The sequence below is a fragment of the Pantoea sp. BR_17 genome (assembly GCF_041955125.1).
Taxonomy (GTDB): domain Bacteria; phylum Pseudomonadota; class Gammaproteobacteria; order Enterobacterales; family Enterobacteriaceae; genus Pantoea; species Pantoea stewartii.
In genome coordinates this window covers 20,033-37,570 of sequence record NZ_JAVAXT010000014.1, presented here as the reverse complement: position 1 = coordinate 37,570, position 17,538 = coordinate 20,033, and the positions used below count along the sequence as shown (strand labels likewise).

Annotated in this window: 17 protein-coding genes and 2 pseudogenes; 10 read left to right on the top strand and 9 right to left on the bottom strand. The window is 52.8% G+C overall.

Annotated elements, in window-relative coordinates; genetic code table 11:
• Window positions 1-245 precede the first annotated feature (245 nt).
• The 8 genes and pseudogenes from rutA to RAC60_RS18960 all read left to right on the top strand — a co-directional run bounded on the left by rutA (window position 246) and on the right by RAC60_RS18960 (window position 6,593).
• Entirely contained in the window at window positions 246-1,337 is a 1,092-nt protein-coding gene (rutA, locus tag RAC60_RS18995; RefSeq protein WP_058702558.1) for a pyrimidine utilization protein A, read from the top strand.
• A complete protein-coding gene (gene rutB, locus RAC60_RS18990) occupies window positions 1,337-2,086 on the top strand; it encodes a pyrimidine utilization protein B (protein ID WP_058702559.1) in 750 nt (249 codons plus the stop codon). The genes rutA and rutB overlap by 1 nt, the downstream gene beginning before the upstream one ends.
• Before the next feature lie 25 nt (window positions 2,087-2,111).
• Complete coding sequence (rutC, locus tag RAC60_RS18985) at window positions 2,112-2,498, top strand: pyrimidine utilization protein C (RefSeq protein WP_006121916.1); 387 nt, start codon at window positions 2,112-2,114, stop codon at window positions 2,496-2,498.
• Window positions 2,499-2,540: 42 nt separating this feature from the next.
• Entirely contained in the window at window positions 2,541-3,380 is an 840-nt protein-coding gene (rutD, locus tag RAC60_RS18980; protein ID WP_375094149.1) for a pyrimidine utilization protein D, read from the top strand.
• Window positions 3,365-3,955, top strand: coding sequence for a malonic semialdehyde reductase (locus RAC60_RS18975; protein WP_006121913.1), 591 nt, complete (start codon window positions 3,365-3,367; stop codon window positions 3,953-3,955). The genes rutD and RAC60_RS18975 overlap by 16 nt, the downstream gene beginning before the upstream one ends.
• A 29-nt stretch (window positions 3,956-3,984) precedes the next feature.
• Entirely contained in the window at window positions 3,985-4,527 is a 543-nt protein-coding gene (rutF, locus tag RAC60_RS18970; RefSeq protein ID WP_058702562.1) for an NADH-dependent FMN reductase RutF, read from the top strand.
• A gap of 31 nt (window positions 4,528-4,558) precedes the next feature.
• Complete coding sequence (rutG, locus tag RAC60_RS18965) at window positions 4,559-5,896, top strand: pyrimidine utilization transport protein G (RefSeq protein WP_058708911.1); 1,338 nt, start codon at window positions 4,559-4,561, stop codon at window positions 5,894-5,896.
• Between the two features lie 295 nt (window positions 5,897-6,191).
• Window positions 6,192-6,593: pseudogene (locus tag RAC60_RS18960) on the top strand (ATP-binding protein).
• 204 nt (window positions 6,594-6,797) lie between these two features.
• On the opposite strand, the gene RAC60_RS18955 reads toward RAC60_RS18960, so the two are convergent.
• Window positions 6,798-7,058, bottom strand: coding sequence for a hypothetical protein (locus RAC60_RS18955; protein ID WP_006121900.1), 261 nt, complete (start codon window positions 7,056-7,058; stop codon window positions 6,798-6,800).
• Window positions 7,059-7,569: 511 nt separating this feature from the next.
• Between RAC60_RS18955 and RAC60_RS18950 the strand changes: the two genes are divergently transcribed.
• Together RAC60_RS18950 and RAC60_RS18945 are read left to right on the top strand one after the other, a co-directional pair.
• On the top strand, window positions 7,570-7,788 hold the full coding sequence (locus RAC60_RS18950; RefSeq protein ID WP_058702564.1) for a type II toxin-antitoxin system CcdA family antitoxin: 219 nt from the start codon (window positions 7,570-7,572) through the stop codon (window positions 7,786-7,788).
• Between the two features lie 2 nt (window positions 7,789-7,790).
• On the top strand, window positions 7,791-8,090 hold the full coding sequence (locus RAC60_RS18945) for a CcdB family protein (protein ID WP_058708913.1): 300 nt from the start codon (window positions 7,791-7,793) through the stop codon (window positions 8,088-8,090).
• A gap of 168 nt (window positions 8,091-8,258) precedes the next feature.
• Here the strand turns inward: RAC60_RS18945 and RAC60_RS18940 are convergent, their stop codons facing one another.
• From RAC60_RS18940 to RAC60_RS18905, 8 genes and pseudogenes are all read right to left on the bottom strand, one after another.
• A complete protein-coding gene (locus RAC60_RS18940; RefSeq protein ID WP_375094148.1) occupies window positions 8,259-8,954 on the bottom strand; it encodes an ROK family protein in 696 nt (231 codons plus the stop codon).
• A 17-nt stretch (window positions 8,955-8,971) separates the two neighbouring features.
• A complete protein-coding gene (gene zwf, locus RAC60_RS18935) occupies window positions 8,972-10,342 on the bottom strand; it encodes a glucose-6-phosphate dehydrogenase (RefSeq protein WP_375094147.1) in 1,371 nt (456 codons plus the stop codon).
• Window positions 10,343-10,359: 17 nt separating this feature from the next.
• Window positions 10,360-11,364, bottom strand: a complete 1,005-nt coding sequence (gene gnd / locus RAC60_RS18930; RefSeq protein WP_058702568.1) for a phosphogluconate dehydrogenase (NAD(+)-dependent, decarboxylating) — start codon at window positions 11,362-11,364, stop codon at window positions 10,360-10,362.
• A 1-nt stretch (window position 11,365) separates the two neighbouring features.
• On the bottom strand, window positions 11,366-13,831 hold the full coding sequence (locus tag RAC60_RS18925; RefSeq protein ID WP_375094190.1) for a glucan 1,4-alpha-glucosidase: 2,466 nt from the start codon (window positions 13,829-13,831) through the stop codon (window positions 11,366-11,368).
• Window positions 13,832-14,949: 1,118 nt separating this feature from the next.
• Window positions 14,950-15,437, bottom strand: a pseudogene (locus RAC60_RS18920) (transposase); the annotation flags it as partial.
• Between the two features lie 293 nt (window positions 15,438-15,730).
• The gene (locus tag RAC60_RS18915; RefSeq protein WP_375094146.1) at window positions 15,731-15,961 is read right to left on the bottom strand and encodes a hypothetical protein; all 231 of its coding nucleotides are present in this window, start codon (window positions 15,959-15,961) and stop codon (window positions 15,731-15,733) included.
• Between the two features lie 170 nt (window positions 15,962-16,131).
• Window positions 16,132-16,608, bottom strand: coding sequence for a YrhA family protein (locus RAC60_RS18910; protein WP_324030712.1), 477 nt, complete (start codon window positions 16,606-16,608; stop codon window positions 16,132-16,134).
• A 12-nt stretch (window positions 16,609-16,620) separates the two neighbouring features.
• Window positions 16,621-17,517 (bottom strand): HNH endonuclease, encoded by an 897-nt coding sequence (locus tag RAC60_RS18905; protein WP_324030711.1) that lies wholly within the window; start codon window positions 17,515-17,517, stop codon window positions 16,621-16,623.
• Between the last annotated feature and the right edge of the window lie 21 nt (window positions 17,518-17,538).

Below are 17,538 nucleotides of genomic sequence, written 5' to 3'. Positions count from 1 at the left end.
TTATCTGTGCAGTTATTTTTGAACAATGGGTCCGAAACGGACCGTTTGCTCCAGTTATCTTCTATTCAAACTTTCAACCCTATGAAAAGGTTATTTATTTTAAAACTGGCACCCGCTTTGCAAAGACTCTTGCGTCTGGAGATTTCAGCACGGTGCAATTCGGAACCCGCAGGACGCACTCAAGCCGCGCAGAGATTTTCGTAAGCCCTTGTATTGGTACTTATTACTTTTAATCGAGGTGAGCGATGAAAATCGGTGTCTTTATTCCTATCGGCAACAACGGTTGGTTAATTTCAGAAACTGCACCGCAGTACAAACCGACCTTCGACCTGAACAAAACCATCGTGCAAAAAGCGGAGCACTACCATTTTGATTTTGCGCTTTCCATGATTAAACTGCGCGGCTTCGGTGGTAAAACCGAATTTTGGGAACACAATATGGAGTCGTTCACGCTGATGGCCGGACTGGCCGCCGTGACCTCTCGCATCCAACTTTACGCCACGGCCGCTACGCTGGTGATGCCGCCGGCGATCGTCGCGCGCATGGCCGCAACCATTGATTCCATCTCTAACGGCCGTTTCGGTGTCAACGTTGTCACCGGCTGGCAAAAACCCGAGTACGAGCAAATGGGCATGTGGCCGGGCGATGACTATTTTACCCGCCGCTATGATTACCTGACCGAATACGTCAGCGTGCTGCGCGATCTGTGGGGCACCGGCCACTGCACGCTCGACGGCGAATTCTTCAAAATGGACGACTGCCGCGTCAGTCCGCGACCGCAAAGCGAGATGAAAGTGATCTGCGCCGGGCAAAGTGATGCAGGCATGGCGTTTTCTGCCAGACATGCCGACTTTAATTTCTGCTTCGGCAAGGGCGTCAATACACCAACGGCCTTCGCGCCAACCGCCGCCCGCATGAAAAAAGCGGCAGAGGCTGAAAACCGCGACGTGTCTTCTTATGTGCTGTTCATGGTCATCGCCGATGAAACCGATGAGGCCGCGCGCGCCAAATGGGAGCTGTATAAAGCCGGGGCTGACGCCGAGGCGCTCGCGTGGCTGACCGATCAGAGCAGCAAGGACACCCAATCCGGCAGCGATACCAATGTCCGTCAGATGGCGGATCCCACCTCAGCGGTCAACATCAATATGGGCACACTGGTCGGCTCCTGGGCCAGCGTCGCCAGAATGCTCGATGAAATCAACACCGTGCCCGGCGCTGGCGGCGTCCTGCTGACCTTTGACGACTTCGTTGAGGGCATCGAAAACTTTGGCCGCTACATTCAGCCATTAATGAAAACCCGCCAGCACATCGGCATTGCGCAGAAAGAGGTCGCATAATGAACGTTGTTGAGAATCCGTCAGTGGTCCGCCGCGAACCCCACAATACCGGCGAGGAAACGGTCCTCGCAGCCCGGCCTGAAGCCATCGCTTTTACCCCACAGCAAACCGCGCTGATTGTCGTGGATATGCAAAATGCTTATGCGTCACAGGGCGGTTACCTGGATCTGGCGGGCTTTGATGTCTCTGCCACCGCGCCGGTGATCGCCAATATTAAAGTGGCGATTGCCGCCGCACGCGCGGCGGGCATCAAAGTGATTTTTTTTCAGAACGGCTGGGATAATCAGTATGTTGAAGCCGGCGGTGCGGGGTCGCCGAACTTCCATAAATCCAATGCGCTAAAAACCATGCGCAAACGCCCGGAGCTGATGGGCAAACTGCTGGCAAAAGGTGACTGGGATTACGATCTGGTCGATGAGCTTCAGCCGCAGCCGGGCGATATTGTGCTGCCCAAACCCCGTTACAGCGGCTTCTTTAATACCCAGCTCGACAGTCTGCTGCGCAGCTATGGCATTCATCATCTGGTGTTTACCGGCATCGCCACGAATGTCTGCGTGGAATCCACCCTGCGCGATGGCTTTTTCCTGGAATATTTTGGCGTCGTACTGGAAGACGCGACGCACCAGGCCGGCCCGGAATTCGCACAGAAAGCCGCGATTTATAACATTGAAACCTTTTTTGGCTGGGTCTCTAACGTGCGTCAGTTCTGTGACGCTGTTGGCTACAAAACTGAACAACACGCGGCCTGACCGCTTTTACAAAGGACAATCAACGATGCCTAAAAGCGCCATTATTCCCGCTGGCAGTGGAGTGCCACTGGCACCTTTTGTTCCGGGCACGCTCGCCGATGGCGTGGTGTACGTTTCCGGGACGCTGCCGTTTGATAAAGACAACAACGTGGTGCACGTTGGCGATGCCGCGGCACAAACCCGTCACGTTCTGGAGATCATCAAAAACGTGATTGAAACCGCAGGCGGCACAATGGAGGACGTCACCATGAATTCCATCTTTATCACCGACTGGGCCAATTACGGGGCAATCAATCAGGTCTACGCCGAGTATTTTCCCGGTGAAAAACCCGCGCGGTTCTGTATTCAGTGCGGGCTGGTGAAGCCGGATGCCCTGATTGAGATCGCAACGATTGCCCACATCGGCAAGTAATCTGTTTACCGGCATCTGTTCTGATAACCCTGAGGAAACAGCATGTATTACAAGGTATTAGGTAAAGATAATGCCGATGCAGACACGGTCGTGCTCTCTTCAGGGCTGGGCGGTTCCGGCAGTTTCTGGCAGCCTCAACTGCCTGTACTGACACAGTATTTTCGCGTGGTGATTTATGACCAGCACGGCACCGGCCTGAGTCAGGGCACCGTTCCGGCCGGTTACCGCATGGAGGATATGGCCGATGAGCTGGCGGGCATGCTCAACGGGCTGGATATCCGCCGCTGCCATCTGGTCGGTCACGCACTCGGCGGCATCGTTGGCCTGCATCTTGCACTGCGTTATCCGGCCTTACTGCAAAGTCTGGTGGTCATCAACGGATGGGCAACGCTCGACAGCCAGACGCGTCGCTGCTTTGAGGTCCGCCAGAACCTGCTGCTTAACAGCGGGGTGGATGCGTATGTTCAGGCGCAGCCCCTGTTTCTATATCCGGGCGACTGGCTTTCTGAGCATGAGGCGTTATTACAGGAAGAGCGCCAGCATCAGGTGGCGCATTTTCAGGGAATGGAAAACCTGCTGCATCGCTTACAGGCGCTGATGACGTCTGACCTGGCCGCCTCGCTCGACGAGGTGATCGCACCGACGCTGGCGCTGAGCTGTAAAGACGATTTGCTGGTGCCCTGGCAGCGTTCGGCCGATCTCGCTGCCCGTCTTCCTCTGGGGGAGCACCAGCAAATGCAGTATGGCGGTCACGCCATGAGTGTGACCGACCCCGATACGTTTAACCCGATTTTACTGGACTGGCTGCGGCGGCATGCCTTTCATGCAGCTGACATCATGTCCGAGCCCTTTTCAACGGAGATATCATGGCCGAAGCCTTAACCGCCAGCGCCCTGGCAACCCTGTTCACCGACGCCCGCACCCATAACGGCTGGCTGGATAAACCGGTGACCCATGAACAGCTGGAAACGATTTACGCGCTGGCGCGCATGGGGCCAACATCTGCAAACTGCAGCCCGGTGCGCATTGTGTTTATCCAGAGCCAGGCGGCCAAAGAGAAACTGGCACCGGCGCTGTCCAGCGGCAATCTGAAGAAAACCCTGACTGCACCGGTGACGGCGATCATTGCCTGGGATCCTGCATTTTATGAATTACTGCCTGAACTGTTTCCCTCCGGCGATGCGCGTTCGTGGTTCACCTCCAGCCCGCAGCTGGCGCACGATACGGCATTTCGCAACAGCAGTCTGCAGGCAGCCTATCTGATTATGGCCTGCCGCTCACTCGGACTGGACACTGGACCGATGTCTGGTTTCGACAATGCGAAAGTGGATGAAACCTTCCTGGCGCAGACGGGCTGGAAATCCAACTTTCTCATCAACATCGGTTACGGCGACAGCAGCAAACTGTATCCGCGCGCACCGCGTCTTGACTTTGACCGCGCCTGCCGCGTGCTGTAAGCACCCTGTTTCATTATGAGGACACGAGCATGCAATCCACTCTGAACGCCACACAGCCCGCAACCGCTGCTAAACAGGCTGCCGTTGAAAAGCAAGAGTTCCGCGATGCGATGGCGCACCTGGGTTCCGCCGTCAACATCATCACCACAGACGGGGCAGGTGGACGGGCCGGTTTTACCGCCTCTGCGGTATGCAGCGTGACCGATACGCCACCGACGTTGCTGGTATGTCTGAACCGCGCGGCCTCTGTCCATGCGGCGTTTACGCAAAACCAGGTGCTGTGCGTTAACACGCTCTCAGACGGTCATGCGTCGCTGTCCAATCTGTTCGGCGGAAAGACACCGATGGATGCGCGTTTCGCGGCCGCTGACTGGGCCAGCCTTGCCACCGGATCGCCGATCCTCACCGATGCGCTGGTGTCGTTTGACTGCAACATTACGCAGATCACCAGCGTCGGCACCCACGATATTTTGTTTTGTGAAGTCAATGCTATCCAGCGCAACGACAACGGCCACGGACTGGTGTATTTCGACCGGCGCTATCATCCACTGATGCGTCAGACAGCCTGTTAACTCACTCCTCTCAACTTAGTAAGGGTCGTGCATGGCAAATACCTGGTTTCCGCAATGGCGTAAAAGAGAAGGCAATCTGGATGGCGTCGTCATCGCGCCGGATGAACGGCTGCCGTCAGGCACGACGATCGTTATGGGATTGCAACATACGGTAGCGATGTTTGGCGCCACGGTCCTCATGCCCTTACTGATGGGCTTTGACGCTAATATGGCCATCCTGATGTCGGGGATCGGTACCTTACTGTTCTTCCTGGTGGTAGGCGGTCGCGTACCGAGTTACCTCGGGTCCAGTGCCGCCTTCGTCGGACTGGTTATCGCGATAACCGGCTACAGTGGTCAGGGTGCGAATCCCAATATCGGTGTGGCCCTTGGCGGGATTATTGCCTGCGGCCTGCTCTATATGGTGATCGGTTTTATCGTAATGGCGGTTGGCACGCGGTGGATTGAACGTCTGATGCCGCCCGTTGTGACCGGTGCCGTGGTCATGGCGATTGGGCTAAACCTCGCGCCGATTGCGATTCACAGCGTCTCCGCCTCCTCGTTTGACAGCTGGATGGCCGTAATGACCGTGCTTTGCATCGGTTCGGTAGCCGTATTCACCCGCGGTCTGGTGCAGCGCCTGTTGCTGTTACTGGGGCTGGTGGCCGCTTATCTGATTTATATGGTCATCACCAACGGCCTTGGACTGGGCACGCCAGTGGATTTTAGCGCGGTCGCTCAGGCACCCTGGTTTGGCGCACCAACCGCTAAGACGCCGGTATTCAGCGCGCATGCCATGCTGATGATCGCGCCGGTCGCAGTAATCCTTGTCGCAGAAAATCTCGGCCATATTAAAGCGGTGGCTGGTATGACCGGTAAAAACCTTGATCCCTACATGGGCCGCGCGTTTGTCGGTGATGGCCTGGCGACGATGCTGTCCGCCTCCGCAGGCGGAACGGGCGTGACAACCTATGCAGAAAACATAGGTGTTATGGCTGTCACCAAAATTTACTCCACGCTGATTTTCGTCGCGGCGGCGGTTATTGCCATTGTGCTGGGCTTCTCACCTAAATTTGGCGCACTGATCCACACCATTCCCGGCCCGGTGCTCGGCGGCGCATCCATTGTGGTATTTGGGCTGATTGCCGTGGCAGGTGCCCGCATCTGGGTACAAAACCACGTCGACCTGGGGCTGAACGGCAACCTTATCATGGTCGCGGTCACGCTGGTTTTAGGCGCAGGCAACTTTACCCTGACGCTCGGCAGCTTCAGCATGGGCGGGATCGGCACTGCGACCTTCGGGGCGATTTTGCTGAATGCATTTTTGAGCCGAAGCAAAATGGCAAGCGCACAGCCAGGGGTGAAGACGGAGGCGGTGGTGAAGGAGTAAACCGGGATCTTTTCCTCAGCCGGAGAAGCAGGAAGGGCGGAGCGGGCCGGAACGACAACGGGGTGTTTTTTACGCACCCGTAAAGCATCATGCAGGAGATGCGCGGCTTACAGACAATGGAGTCGCCGCGGTAAGGCGCCTGCTTGCCATCGCGCAGGCAACAAAGAGGCTAAGCCAGTGAAACAGGGCTGTGCTCCGTACACGGTAGCATCAGCCCAACTCCATAAGAGGTTTTCGCAATAAACCGTGGGTTTTCAGGCAACTTACCTTAGTCTTCACGTTGAATGCTTTCCTCATGGACATTACTGTCCACCGTTTTCCCGTTTTGATTCTCAATGCGTTACCCGTGAATGATGAGTGGCGGTTCTCACTCGATCTCGCCGCGTGTGAGACAGCAACCAATATCATTCGTCATGCGCTAAACGAAGACAGTCACCGCAGTCACCGCAGTCACCGCCGCTTTACAGTGGAATTTATTGCGTCAGACATCAGCATTACGCTTCGCTTTATGGACGAGGGGAGTGTGTTTCCCGCTGAACGCCTCCAGGCGGCACGTTGTGATGCTTTTTCTGACCAGACAATAACCTAGGAAAGCGGCAGAGGGCTGAAATTGATTTTGTGGTATGTGGATAAATTCCGGATCGAATACTCGGCGGGCAAAAATATTACTTTGCTGGAAAAGTTGTTGGTATGTTAGTGCCGCATGCCGGGTTATGAGCAGATGTACTGGACTGATAAGCTGTTGCGCCGGGCGAACGCGGTGTTACCCTACGTATGTTCATGCTGATAACAACAGACCTAACGACACGTTCTGAGCGGCACACGCACTCAACCTATGGCATCGCCGTTCTGTGATATTTTTTTTGGACAGGCACTTATGCACCTGTCACACGGCGACCACTTAGTCGTCAGTATGCGGTGGAACCGGCAGACCCAGCGCGCTTACCAGTTCATCAATACTGAGAGGAACGTCAAACCATTTGTCGTTCGACAGAACGACGCGGCAACCTTTTGAAAATTCTTCTTCACGGACCCATGCAATAAGCTCTTTCTGGATCATCCATGTTTTATTATTTCTGTCCCTGAGGGTCACCAGGTTAGTGGGTGAGCAGGAAACGCCGGTGGTTGTTTCTGAGGTGTGATATATGCTGGTGTCTAACATGCGGTGCTCCAGTCAAATGGCTAGCTTGAAACTTTTTTATTGTGTATGAGTAACCACGGCAGACGGACCACCAGGACGAGCTTTTTGCCGTCCCTCCGCTCTTGCCGCACAACGAGAGTTAAACCTGCACTTACATTAATCCGCTTCCTGCATTCACCTTCCTTCCTGTCGCTGAAAGGTTTCAACAGAAAGCTATCCGCATCAGAAACGCGGACAAGTGGTCAGCTAGTATATCGTCACCGTTTCGTTTTTCTTCACGGCTATCTGCTTTGGCCCGTCCAAGACGGTAACAAAGTGGCCACTCATTCAGAAAGAGCCTGTTATCTGAGCAGACATTTTTCTCTGGGCCAGTGTGATCGTACATTCTGGGTTATAGGCAGTCTGACAAGTTGAACAACGCTTTTCGGGCGGGTCAAACCAGGCGCATCGTGAAAGCAAAGTACACCTAAAATCGTTCCTTGCTGGTGTGTATCAGTAGTGTATACTTGTAACACACACTTCGGAGGTGTACATGAAATACAGAACTAACGTCACCATTGATAAAGAAGCCTACGAGATATTTTCATCTGCGGGTTTAAACCTTTCTAAAATGGTTAACGAGCTTGTCACTAATGAGGCTCGCAGAATCCGGGCTGAACGCTGGAAAGAAGAAAACCGTGAAAGCATGAAAGCCTTCTCTGACTTTGTGGGAGAAGAGGGATCACTTTCTGATATGTACAGGAACTGGTAGGAATGCAATTTGACGTTTACTCACACAAGAATGGTAAAAAATATCCTTATCTTGTTGAAGTACAAAGCTATCTGATAGACACACCAGGCCGTTTAATGGTTGCCCCCCTTGCTCTTCCGGGCGAGTTCGTGGGTTCAGGTGAACTTTATCCTGAGGTACTGGTTGACGGCAGCAAGTACCGCGTTGTGACAACCGACATTGCATCTGTCCCGGTGAAAGCGTTAGGGGATAAAGTGGGTGATGTCAGTCAGTATGAAGCAGCATTAAAAAACGCCATTTTCAGGCTTTTTTGGGGTTTCTGACAGGTTTTCTTAACCCACCGATGCCGGTCACCGGCAATGACGGGTCGGGTCGGCCAGCCATGAATGTCGCATTCGCTGGCGGTTTTCGTTAGTCTGCCGCGAATAAACGTTCACGGCAGTAAACCTAAAACACAGCAACGCTATTCTGGCCTTCTTAAAAGGCAGGAATCACGTGATCAAGTTTGGGTCGTTCCAGAGACGAAATCCGCCTTCGAATGCCAGCGTGTTGTCGCCTTTCCGGCAGTTGGGCGGAAGTGAATCGAGTTCACCTACGTTTCCGCCGCCTAAGACGACGTACTCAGGCTGTAACGCGGCGGTCAGCATCTCCACTACATCAAAAACACGCTCTTGCCATTTTTTATTGCCCTTTTTTATCCGATAGGCTTCACCCACATAATGTTCATAGCTATTGCCCTTGCGATAAGGTAAGTGAGCAATCTCCATGGGCTGAGCGACATTCTCAACGATCATCGCAGCACCTAATCCCGTGCCAAGACCGAGAAAGAGCATGCGTCCGCCCTGATAGGAACCCAGCGCCTGCATCAGGGCGTCGTTGACGATACGAACAGGGCAACCGAATGCGCCCGCATAGTCAAATCCCACCCAGCCCTCACCGAGGTTGGCGGGTTCCCGAAGCGGTTTGTTGTGCGCGACCGGACCGGGATATCCCATTGCAATCACATCGTAGGACATGCCTTTAGCCAGGCTCTTAACCACAGCAACCATTTCAGCCGCAGACATTGTCTTTCCACTGTCTGCCTTCTTTTTCACCCCGCCAGCGCTGGAGAGGATTTTTACATGGCTTCCGCCGATGTCGATGGCCAGAACGATTTGATCTTTTTTCTTTTTAGGTTGCCGCGTCATTGATAGTGCTCCATAACTCAATCGGGATCGACCCAGCCGCCGGGGGGCGCAAAGTCTGCCATCGTAGCCGGCCCCCAGGTTCCGGGCTTGTAGGAAAGGGGGACGGTTTTCTTATCCAGTACTGGCTCAACGATCTTCCAGGCCAGTTCCGCTGCGTCTTGTCGGGTAAAAAGCTGACGATCGCCAGCCATCGCATCGCCTATCAGCCGCTCATAGGGCGCCATATCGCCGATGCCATCGTCAAGCGCCGTTAGCTCAACGGCTTCACCTCGCATCTTTTCGCCAGCCGCCTTGCGTCGAGCCCCAATGCCGATCGTAATATCCGGACCAAGGCGAAAGCGGATATAGTTAGCGGCCTCGTTGGCAATGTCATCGAAAAGTGTAACGGGTGGTCGCCGGAAGCGCACGATCACTTCCGTCGCATGCGCAGGCAGATTTTTGCCGGCACGGATAAAAAAGGGAACACCACTCCAGCGCCATGTCGCAATCCGGAAACGAACCGCAGCGAATGTCTCTGTCGAAGAGGAAGGGTTGACACCGGGTTCATCGCTATAGCCTGCAAACTGACCACGAACCACATCATCGTCCGACAGGGGAGGAATGGCCTTCAGCACCTGAACTTTTTCATCAACCAGATCGTCGGATGCGCCGGAGGCGGGAGGTTCCATAGTCAGCAACAGAAGCACATTCACCAGGTGATTTTGGATCACATCGCGGAGGCAGCCAACTTCATCATAAAATTTGCCGCGTCCTTTAATACCAAAGTCCTCGGCCATAGTAATCTGAACGCTTTCGATATGATCGCGATTCCATATTGGTTCGAGGAAGCTGTTGGCAAAGCGAAAGTAAAGGAGATTCTGGATGGCTTCCTTCCCCAAAAAGTGATCGATACGGAAAATCGCGTCCTCATCGAAAACGTTGTGAAGCACGTTGTTCAGCTGTTTTGCCGACGCGAGATCGCGGCCGAACGGTTTTTCCACCATCAGGCGGGCGTCTTTCGCGATACCTGCCTCTTGCAGACCTGTGACGACCGTTTCAAACAGCGAGGGGGGAATAGCCAGGTAATAGAGCGGGTGATGATGGTCCCCCAGCGCATCGCGCAATCCATCGAATGTTGACTGAATGCGATAATCGCCGGAAACATAGGACAGCCTGTCCGCCAGCGCAGCAAAGACTGCCTCATCGAACTCATCAACGTGTTTTTCAACCGACTCTTTTGCACGCACAATCAACTGGTCGCGCGTCCAGTCTTCAAACGCCACACCGATAATGGGCGTATTGAGCGTGTTACGCTTCACCATTGCATAGAGTGAAGGGAAGATCATTTTATAGGCAAGATCGCCCGTGACACCGAACACTACCAGTACGTCTGATCGTTGCTGCACCATCGCTGTATCCCTCCGCTTTAGCGGTTTTTTTCCAGATGGCCACCGAAGGCGTGCCGCATGGCTGAAAGAACTTTTTCAGCAAACAGTGCTTCACCACGAGAAGAGAAACGCCCGAAGAGAGCAGACGCGAGAACCGGCGCGGGAACGCCCGTTTCCACCGCTGTCTGCAGTGTCCAGCGGCCTTCACCGGAATCTGACACACGACCATCATAGTTTTTAAGGTGCGGGTCCTGCTTCAACGCCTCGGCGGTCAAATCCAGCAGCCAGGAACCGATAACCGAGCCATGTCGCCATACCTCCGCAACGGCGGGAAGATTAATGTCAAAACGGTAATATTCAGGATGGGACAGAGGCGCGGTTTCCGCATCTGCCTCCCGTTCGCCGTTTCCGGCATTCGCGGCTTTCAGTATATTCAGGCCTTCGGCATAGGCGGCCATCACACCATATTCAATGCCATTATGTACCATCTTGACGAAGTGTCCGGCGCCCGCCGGCCCACAATGAAGATAGCCTCTCGGCGCTGTGCCTACGGCCGCATCTTCCTCAATGTGCTGACCGGCACCGGGCGCGAGCGACGCAAAAATCGGATCCAGACGCTTCACAGCCGCCTGCGGGCCACCGATCATAAGGGAATAGCCACGTTCCAGGCCCCACACGCCACCCGATGTACCGACGTCGATATAGTCGATCCCAAGGGGGGAAAACTCTCCAGAGAGATCGATCGCTTCACGATAAAAGGAGTTGCCCCCGTCAATGATGGCGTCGCCTTTATTCAGCTTTGATGCGAAATCCCGCGCAATCTTCGGTGTGATCGCGGCAGGCAGCATGAGCCAGACCGCGCGAGGCGCCGCCAGTTTAGCAATAAGATCGGCTGGCGACGACGCGCCGGTTGCCCCCTCTTTAACCAGTGCGTCAACGTTATCGGCGTTCACGTCGAAGACCACGCAATCATGGCCCTGTTTAAGAAGACGACGAACCATGTTTGCGCCCATACGGCCGAGTCCTACCATTCCAATCTGCATATCATTCCTCTCTGTCAATGCGCATTTGATTTTCCGGTTCATTCACAACCTGAACGGTGAAGTCGGTGTGTTCCCAGTTTTCAACATCAGCCCAGTAGAAGGTGAAGACAACGCGGGTTCCTGCGTCCTCATGCTGTAAAGGCAGGTCCACATAGTATGTGCCAAGTCCGGAAGGGATCGCCGGGCTGTCAGAGACGGTCGTCCAGTTATCTGTGCTCCAGTGCACCAGTGCGTTTGCTTCCGTTTCCAACCTCAGTTGCTTCCCGACAGGAACAGAAGACAGGCGGTTGTTAAAGCGCCATATGCGCAAGTGCGATGCGGTTTTATTCCGGATATAGCGCTCGACGCCCTGCGGTGGCATATCGAAGACCGCGCCATCGCGGAGCGACCGCACGAGTTTAATATGCTCGGAATGCGCCCAGACAAGTGGCATGGCGCTCCCGGCTGGCTGGCCGAAGAACAACTCCCTTTCAGGAATATCGGGCCCGTCCCAGGTCTGTTCCGGTAACAAGCCGCCCGGACCTGCCGACTTCTCCAGCGTGGATAAGAGCGCCTCCGCGACCTCGCGCCTGCCCGCTGCCAGCTCGTAATGCGCGCGTTCGCCCGCCAGCAAGGGCCAGGGACGTCCTTGGCCGATACCATCGAACGGCGCGCCGTCTTCGTGCTCACCATAGCCATCGCCGGTATACCGATACCATAGTGGCCCCTGAGGGAGTTCGACGCGCAGACTGTGGTCGATTGCTTTTACCGTATCCACGATGTGCGGGTCGTCGGCGGCGCGCAGACCAAAACGCACCAATGCCAGGGCATCCGGACTCAGCACATCGGTGGTTGACAGAATCGCCCGATCCGGCGTCTGGTTGCGGATCTCGGTTTCGCCGGATGCGCTTGCTTCATCCGTTGCGCCGGGGGGAGCGATGCGGACGTAGTGACCGGCAATACCAACCGATGCGCAAAAATCGGGCTCTCCGGCAAAGGTCCATTTTTCAATCTGCTCATTCCAGCAGTCGGCGGTTTCGCGCAGATGGTATGCAGCCACCTCATCGCCGTCTAGCGAAAGCAGGTCCGCGGCGGCAAGGAGAGCGGAGACTTCGACCGCCAGAGTAAACGGGCTGTAGCCCGCGTCTTCTTCCCAGCGATCCTCGCCGGTCGCCGGGCCGTTGGTCAAAATATAGCGGGCCGCACCGCGCAGCATGGGCATAAAGTGTTTCAGCGCTTTTTTATCGAGATGACCAAGTCGGAGCAGCATATCGGCTAGCAGAACAGGGAAGGCACACTCATCCATCTGGATACCTGACCAGTATGGTTTTCCATCGAGCCACAGGTTCTGTGGCCAGCGCCCGGAGGGCTCCTGAACGCGTCGGAGATAGTCCAGTATGGCGAGTGCTTCGTTGGCATCGCCGGCTGCCAGGAATCCCCCAGCCGTTTCGACCAGGTCACGCGGCCAGACCAGATGATAGCCTCCCAGATCGTCATCGCCCCTCGAAAATCCCCACGGAATCGTCAGGCTCGCGACAACAGCACCGGGGCAATCGGCTGCTTTATGCGAGGCCAGAACTGCGGTTGACACCCGGTATGTATTCACACCGTTCCGCTCGAGTTGATCGAGTGGAATGAGCGTGTTCTGCCATGCTTGCCAGTTGCTGATGTAGTGCTTGCGGGCTTTGTCAAAGCCTGCTTTCAGACTGGCGGTTGCCGCCGCTGCGGCTTCGGATTCTGTCTGGCCGAACCCGATTGCCAGCGTGGCTTCACGGCAGGCACTAGTGAATGCCAGCTCACCGGCAAGGGCGACATTGCCATCGTTCGCGCGCTGATACGAATTCGCGATGCGCCCGTATTTTTTCAGCTGTTGCCAGCCGTCTGACGTGCCGACAAAGCCCACGCTCATTGCCGTCCAGGGTATATCGCAGACGAGCGCTAAGTAACGAGAGCGACCCGTGGCGAAAAGCACGGGCCTGTCTTCAAATTCACTGATCCATGCGGTGTTCATTTGCCCGGCGTTCACCAGATGGGGAGCGAGCAGGGCGGTGATCTTGTAATCCGCAACATCCCCCTTTAGCGCGGTGAAACGGATGCGTTGGAGGACACAGTCACGGGCAGGATCCGTGATGATATCTTTTTCGAGCCGGTAGCGACCATCCCGGGCCGTGTTAACGATCGAAAAGGCCGGAATGCCTGGCGAGACCGTATGGGTTACTGTTGAGCAATCGCGCTTTTCTTCTGAAAAATAACCTTCAGGGGCGGTGATGATGAACCCAAAATCGCGGGTGCAGGCGCTGTCAACGCGCGGATAATAAATTTCGTTGAGAATGCCGTGGCTTAAGGTGAACCAGACGCGGGAATCAGGTGAAAGGGCGTTACCAATTCCGCTCTTGGCACTCGATGTCCAGCGGGCTTCAATCCCTGGCTTTCCCGGCGCTACGTCAATGATGGCGCGCTGTTGTTGGGCGTCCTCGCTTGCGCACATTTGCAACGGTAGGGCGTCGTTGTCAGAATTTGACATATTCAGAATACCTTGGCTGTGTGCAGAAAAAATCTTAACTACGAAGATGCGGATAACATCCTGACTTATCGCGGGCAAGAGTGAAATATTTCTATACCAAAGCAACTTGGTTAAACTTAAAATCTTGTGATTTTAGTATCGAACCTAATAGGGTTATAGCCGCTGTAACATTTCCGGTCAACTCTCTGAAAAGTTTCAATACACATGAAAGTGTAAAAAATAAAATTTTTTTAGCGGTTAAGGATTACGGCTGAGTTAATTATTACCCGGGCCTGACGCTCTGGGGCCAACTGCATGGCAAACAATCAGTTTTTTATTTGACAGCTTTCACCAGGATATGGCTCCGGGAAAGCGTTATATAGACGTGACAGAATCTTTACGGGAGGATGGCTTGCTGTGTGCCTGTACACCCCCGACCTCAGTTTGCGTGGTGTTTATTTCGCTGAAGGTTGAGAATAAGTGCATAATCGCTTCCACATCAAATCCAGAGGCCGGAAGTTTATTTTCACGCTCAGCATTCAGAGCGATTAAGAATGCGCAGCTTCAACATTGCAGAGACAGAATTTCGTGCATGAGCTTTGATTCCAGGTGCTAAATGATGCATCCTGACGTCAATATCATTCAGATCCACTAAGCGGGAAAGCCTGAAGCAATAATCGGGGAGGCAATGCATTCGGAACAGGGAAGTAACGAATTACAAGAGCAGGGGAAATGCTGACTTGTGGCATCGTTAATCGTATACCTTACTATTAACCTATTTTGTACCAGAATCAGATGCTCCTTTAAAACATCAGCGTTATTCACCAAATTAAATATGTCCTGTATTTTGGAAGATTCAACAGTTTTAACCTTTCACAATTTGGCACTCAATAATTTCAATCCATACTACGAATAAATTTTCACACTTTTGACGTGCTCGAATTTGGTGGAACTCATGAGGCACTTGCCTGTAAATCATGCGTACACGGCGTGGGCAATTTTTATGACCTCCGCATATTTTAATCCCGTCCATACAGGTGCAGTTCTTAGTGTGACGCCTTACTCTTTATCTGACCGCTCCCGCTTTGGCTGCCCGCTCATAGCAGATCCAGATGGATTTTGCGATAACCATAGACACATCCCGATTCCAGCCAGAACTGTTTAATCCTTCATGTCAGTCTCAGGTCTGCCTGATGGCGTTGTGAATGCGGCTGCTGAAGTCAGGCGTAAAAGCCACTGGGATACACATCCAGAACCCGACAGAGCAGACGAACAGGCCAGCAACAGATGTTATCACGGATAAAGGCGTACTTCAGTCGGACAGCTTTGCGAAGTACGCCGCGGCTTTTTTTAATATGTCCCGTTCGTCGGTAACCCGCTTCAGCTCTTTATGGAGACGGCGGATCCCGGCCTGAGCATCTGACTGTTCTTTATGAAGGGAAGAATTCGGACCGTACTTCTTTACCTAGGCGTAAAGGCTGTGGGTAGTGATATCAAGACGTGTTGCAACGCTGGAAACAGAATAACCACGATCAACAACCTGTTTGACTGCTTCAATTTTAAACTCTTCGGGATAACGCTTACCGCTCATGTGCACCTCTCTTTTAAGTCATCTTAAATGACTCTGAGGTGTCTGATAAACTCGTGGCGATTCATTTTTACCATGATGCTTAACCTTAACGTAGCAGCAAAACATTAAAAAAGTCGGTTAAAGCTGGACGACTAACAGACTAAATGTGACAAATGACTTTCTTTTGACATTACTGACGCATTCATCGACTGTCTACTACAATCAGTTTAACTCTCGGAGGTGGAGAATGTTTAAGGATATTGGTCCCGGTCCAGTAGTCTTTTAACCCACACCCTGTTTAGCCAGGAGGAGTTTCAAAAGTCTGTAACCCTCCTTGTAGCTTTGCAATCTGCCTTAGCTTGAAATTTGTCTATTTTGTTAATGCGGGTGCTGACGTCGACGGTCAGAATTTTCACAAGGTTTTTCTTCATCCGGTTTGTTATACAAAAATCTCTGATTGTGGGTGCCAGAAAAGCCAGGAGTGCTGCAACCACCGCGTCTAAATCTTTGGGATCATTCATCAGTGAAGCCTGTTCTGGTAACATTTTATAAGTCTGTCCTCTTGGAAGAATATTGAGTTTTAAGTGCGTATAACATTCATTATGTTAAATATCAATTGGTTGCAGTGTTTTTTACTGTCCCGCTGCTTATCTGCGTTCCAACCTGTTCTGCAAATAGAACTGTGAGCTTGTCCGATGATTCTGCATGGACAGAATCAAGCCAAGTCATTCGCTTCTTTAATTCGATTTAAGATGCTCATCAGCAAATCACGGAAATTTGTGAAAGAATCATAAACCTCGTCAATTGCAATCCTGTCTCTGATCTCCCAGGAATTAGCTGGAATGTTATATACATACCAGTCAGTCCCTGACGTGCCGATCCATATAAACCCTCTGTTTCCTTCTTCAGCACTCTCTGTTCCTGATAACTCAGCGTTGTACTCAGACAGGCCATTATTTTCATCACCATGGCTCGTCAGCCCAAAGATCGAATGACCGTCAATGCTGAAGCCATCAACACCGGCGACAAATTCCAGGTATTGTGACCAGAAACTCTGCAGCTCAGCTTTCAAGTCTCCAGTGATCCCCTCAACAGGTTTGGGTGCCTTAAAAGGTGGATGCACGGGATAACCGAGTTTTTGAGCCAAATCCACAGTGTTATTAATTACACATGACATTTCAGTGTTGAGCATGACATTGTCTCCCTATGGGTAAATCACACCTTTTGGTACGGGCCATAAAACTTCAGTAGGACCACCTGACGCGATGGATCGCGAAATGCGCTGCTGAGTAGTTGTAAACATGGCATGTTCTGGTGATTTACTGATTAATACCAAATTACTGAAGTCATTCGTTCCACTGTCATCAAGAGGAAGCTTATGGTGCACATCCCAGTTAACGGGGTTATTTCCCTTCGCCATTCGGGTAAGGTCATCCGTGCTTAACCGGCTTTTCACGTCAGGGTTGTCAGAAATTTCCTTCAGAAAAGATTTTCGCACCTTGTCGAACTGGTTACGTAAAACCATTCGTTCAGCCGCTGGCCGTTTGATGTAATCCATTTTTACCACATCAATGTTACTCAGCAGATTTTTCTCGCCTTTATAAGTGCCCAGATAATTTTTGAGCTTCTCGAGCTCTGCGATCGACGTCGGATGAACAGCAGCGCGACCCATGGCCAGTATTGAACTCAGTGCTATAAGAGAGCCTGCAGTCTGCTGATTCAGCACTTCACTGAAACCTGCAGCAGCATCTCCTCCCAGCTTTCGGGCGGTGTCGGCATACATTTCAGGATTCTGATTATAAATCGCTCCCGCAGCCAGAAGACGACCAGCCGCTTTGCTGTTTATGGTACCAAACGTTTCGGGTTTTTTTGTCGTCTGTGCATACTGATTGGGTGATGTCACATACGATCTTGTCATAAACGTTGTTGGCCTTGGTTTTCCGTTCTTATACTGGTTCGCTCTGCGCTGCACTGACTTACAAAATTCCGTAATGATGCGTTCTGCACCATTAGAGTTATAAACCCAGGCTCTTTTGCAGATGAGATTGCCTTCGCCATTGATATAGAAAAGCTCCCCCGGTAAGGAAAACCGATCCAACATCACGATTTCGCCAGTCTGAAG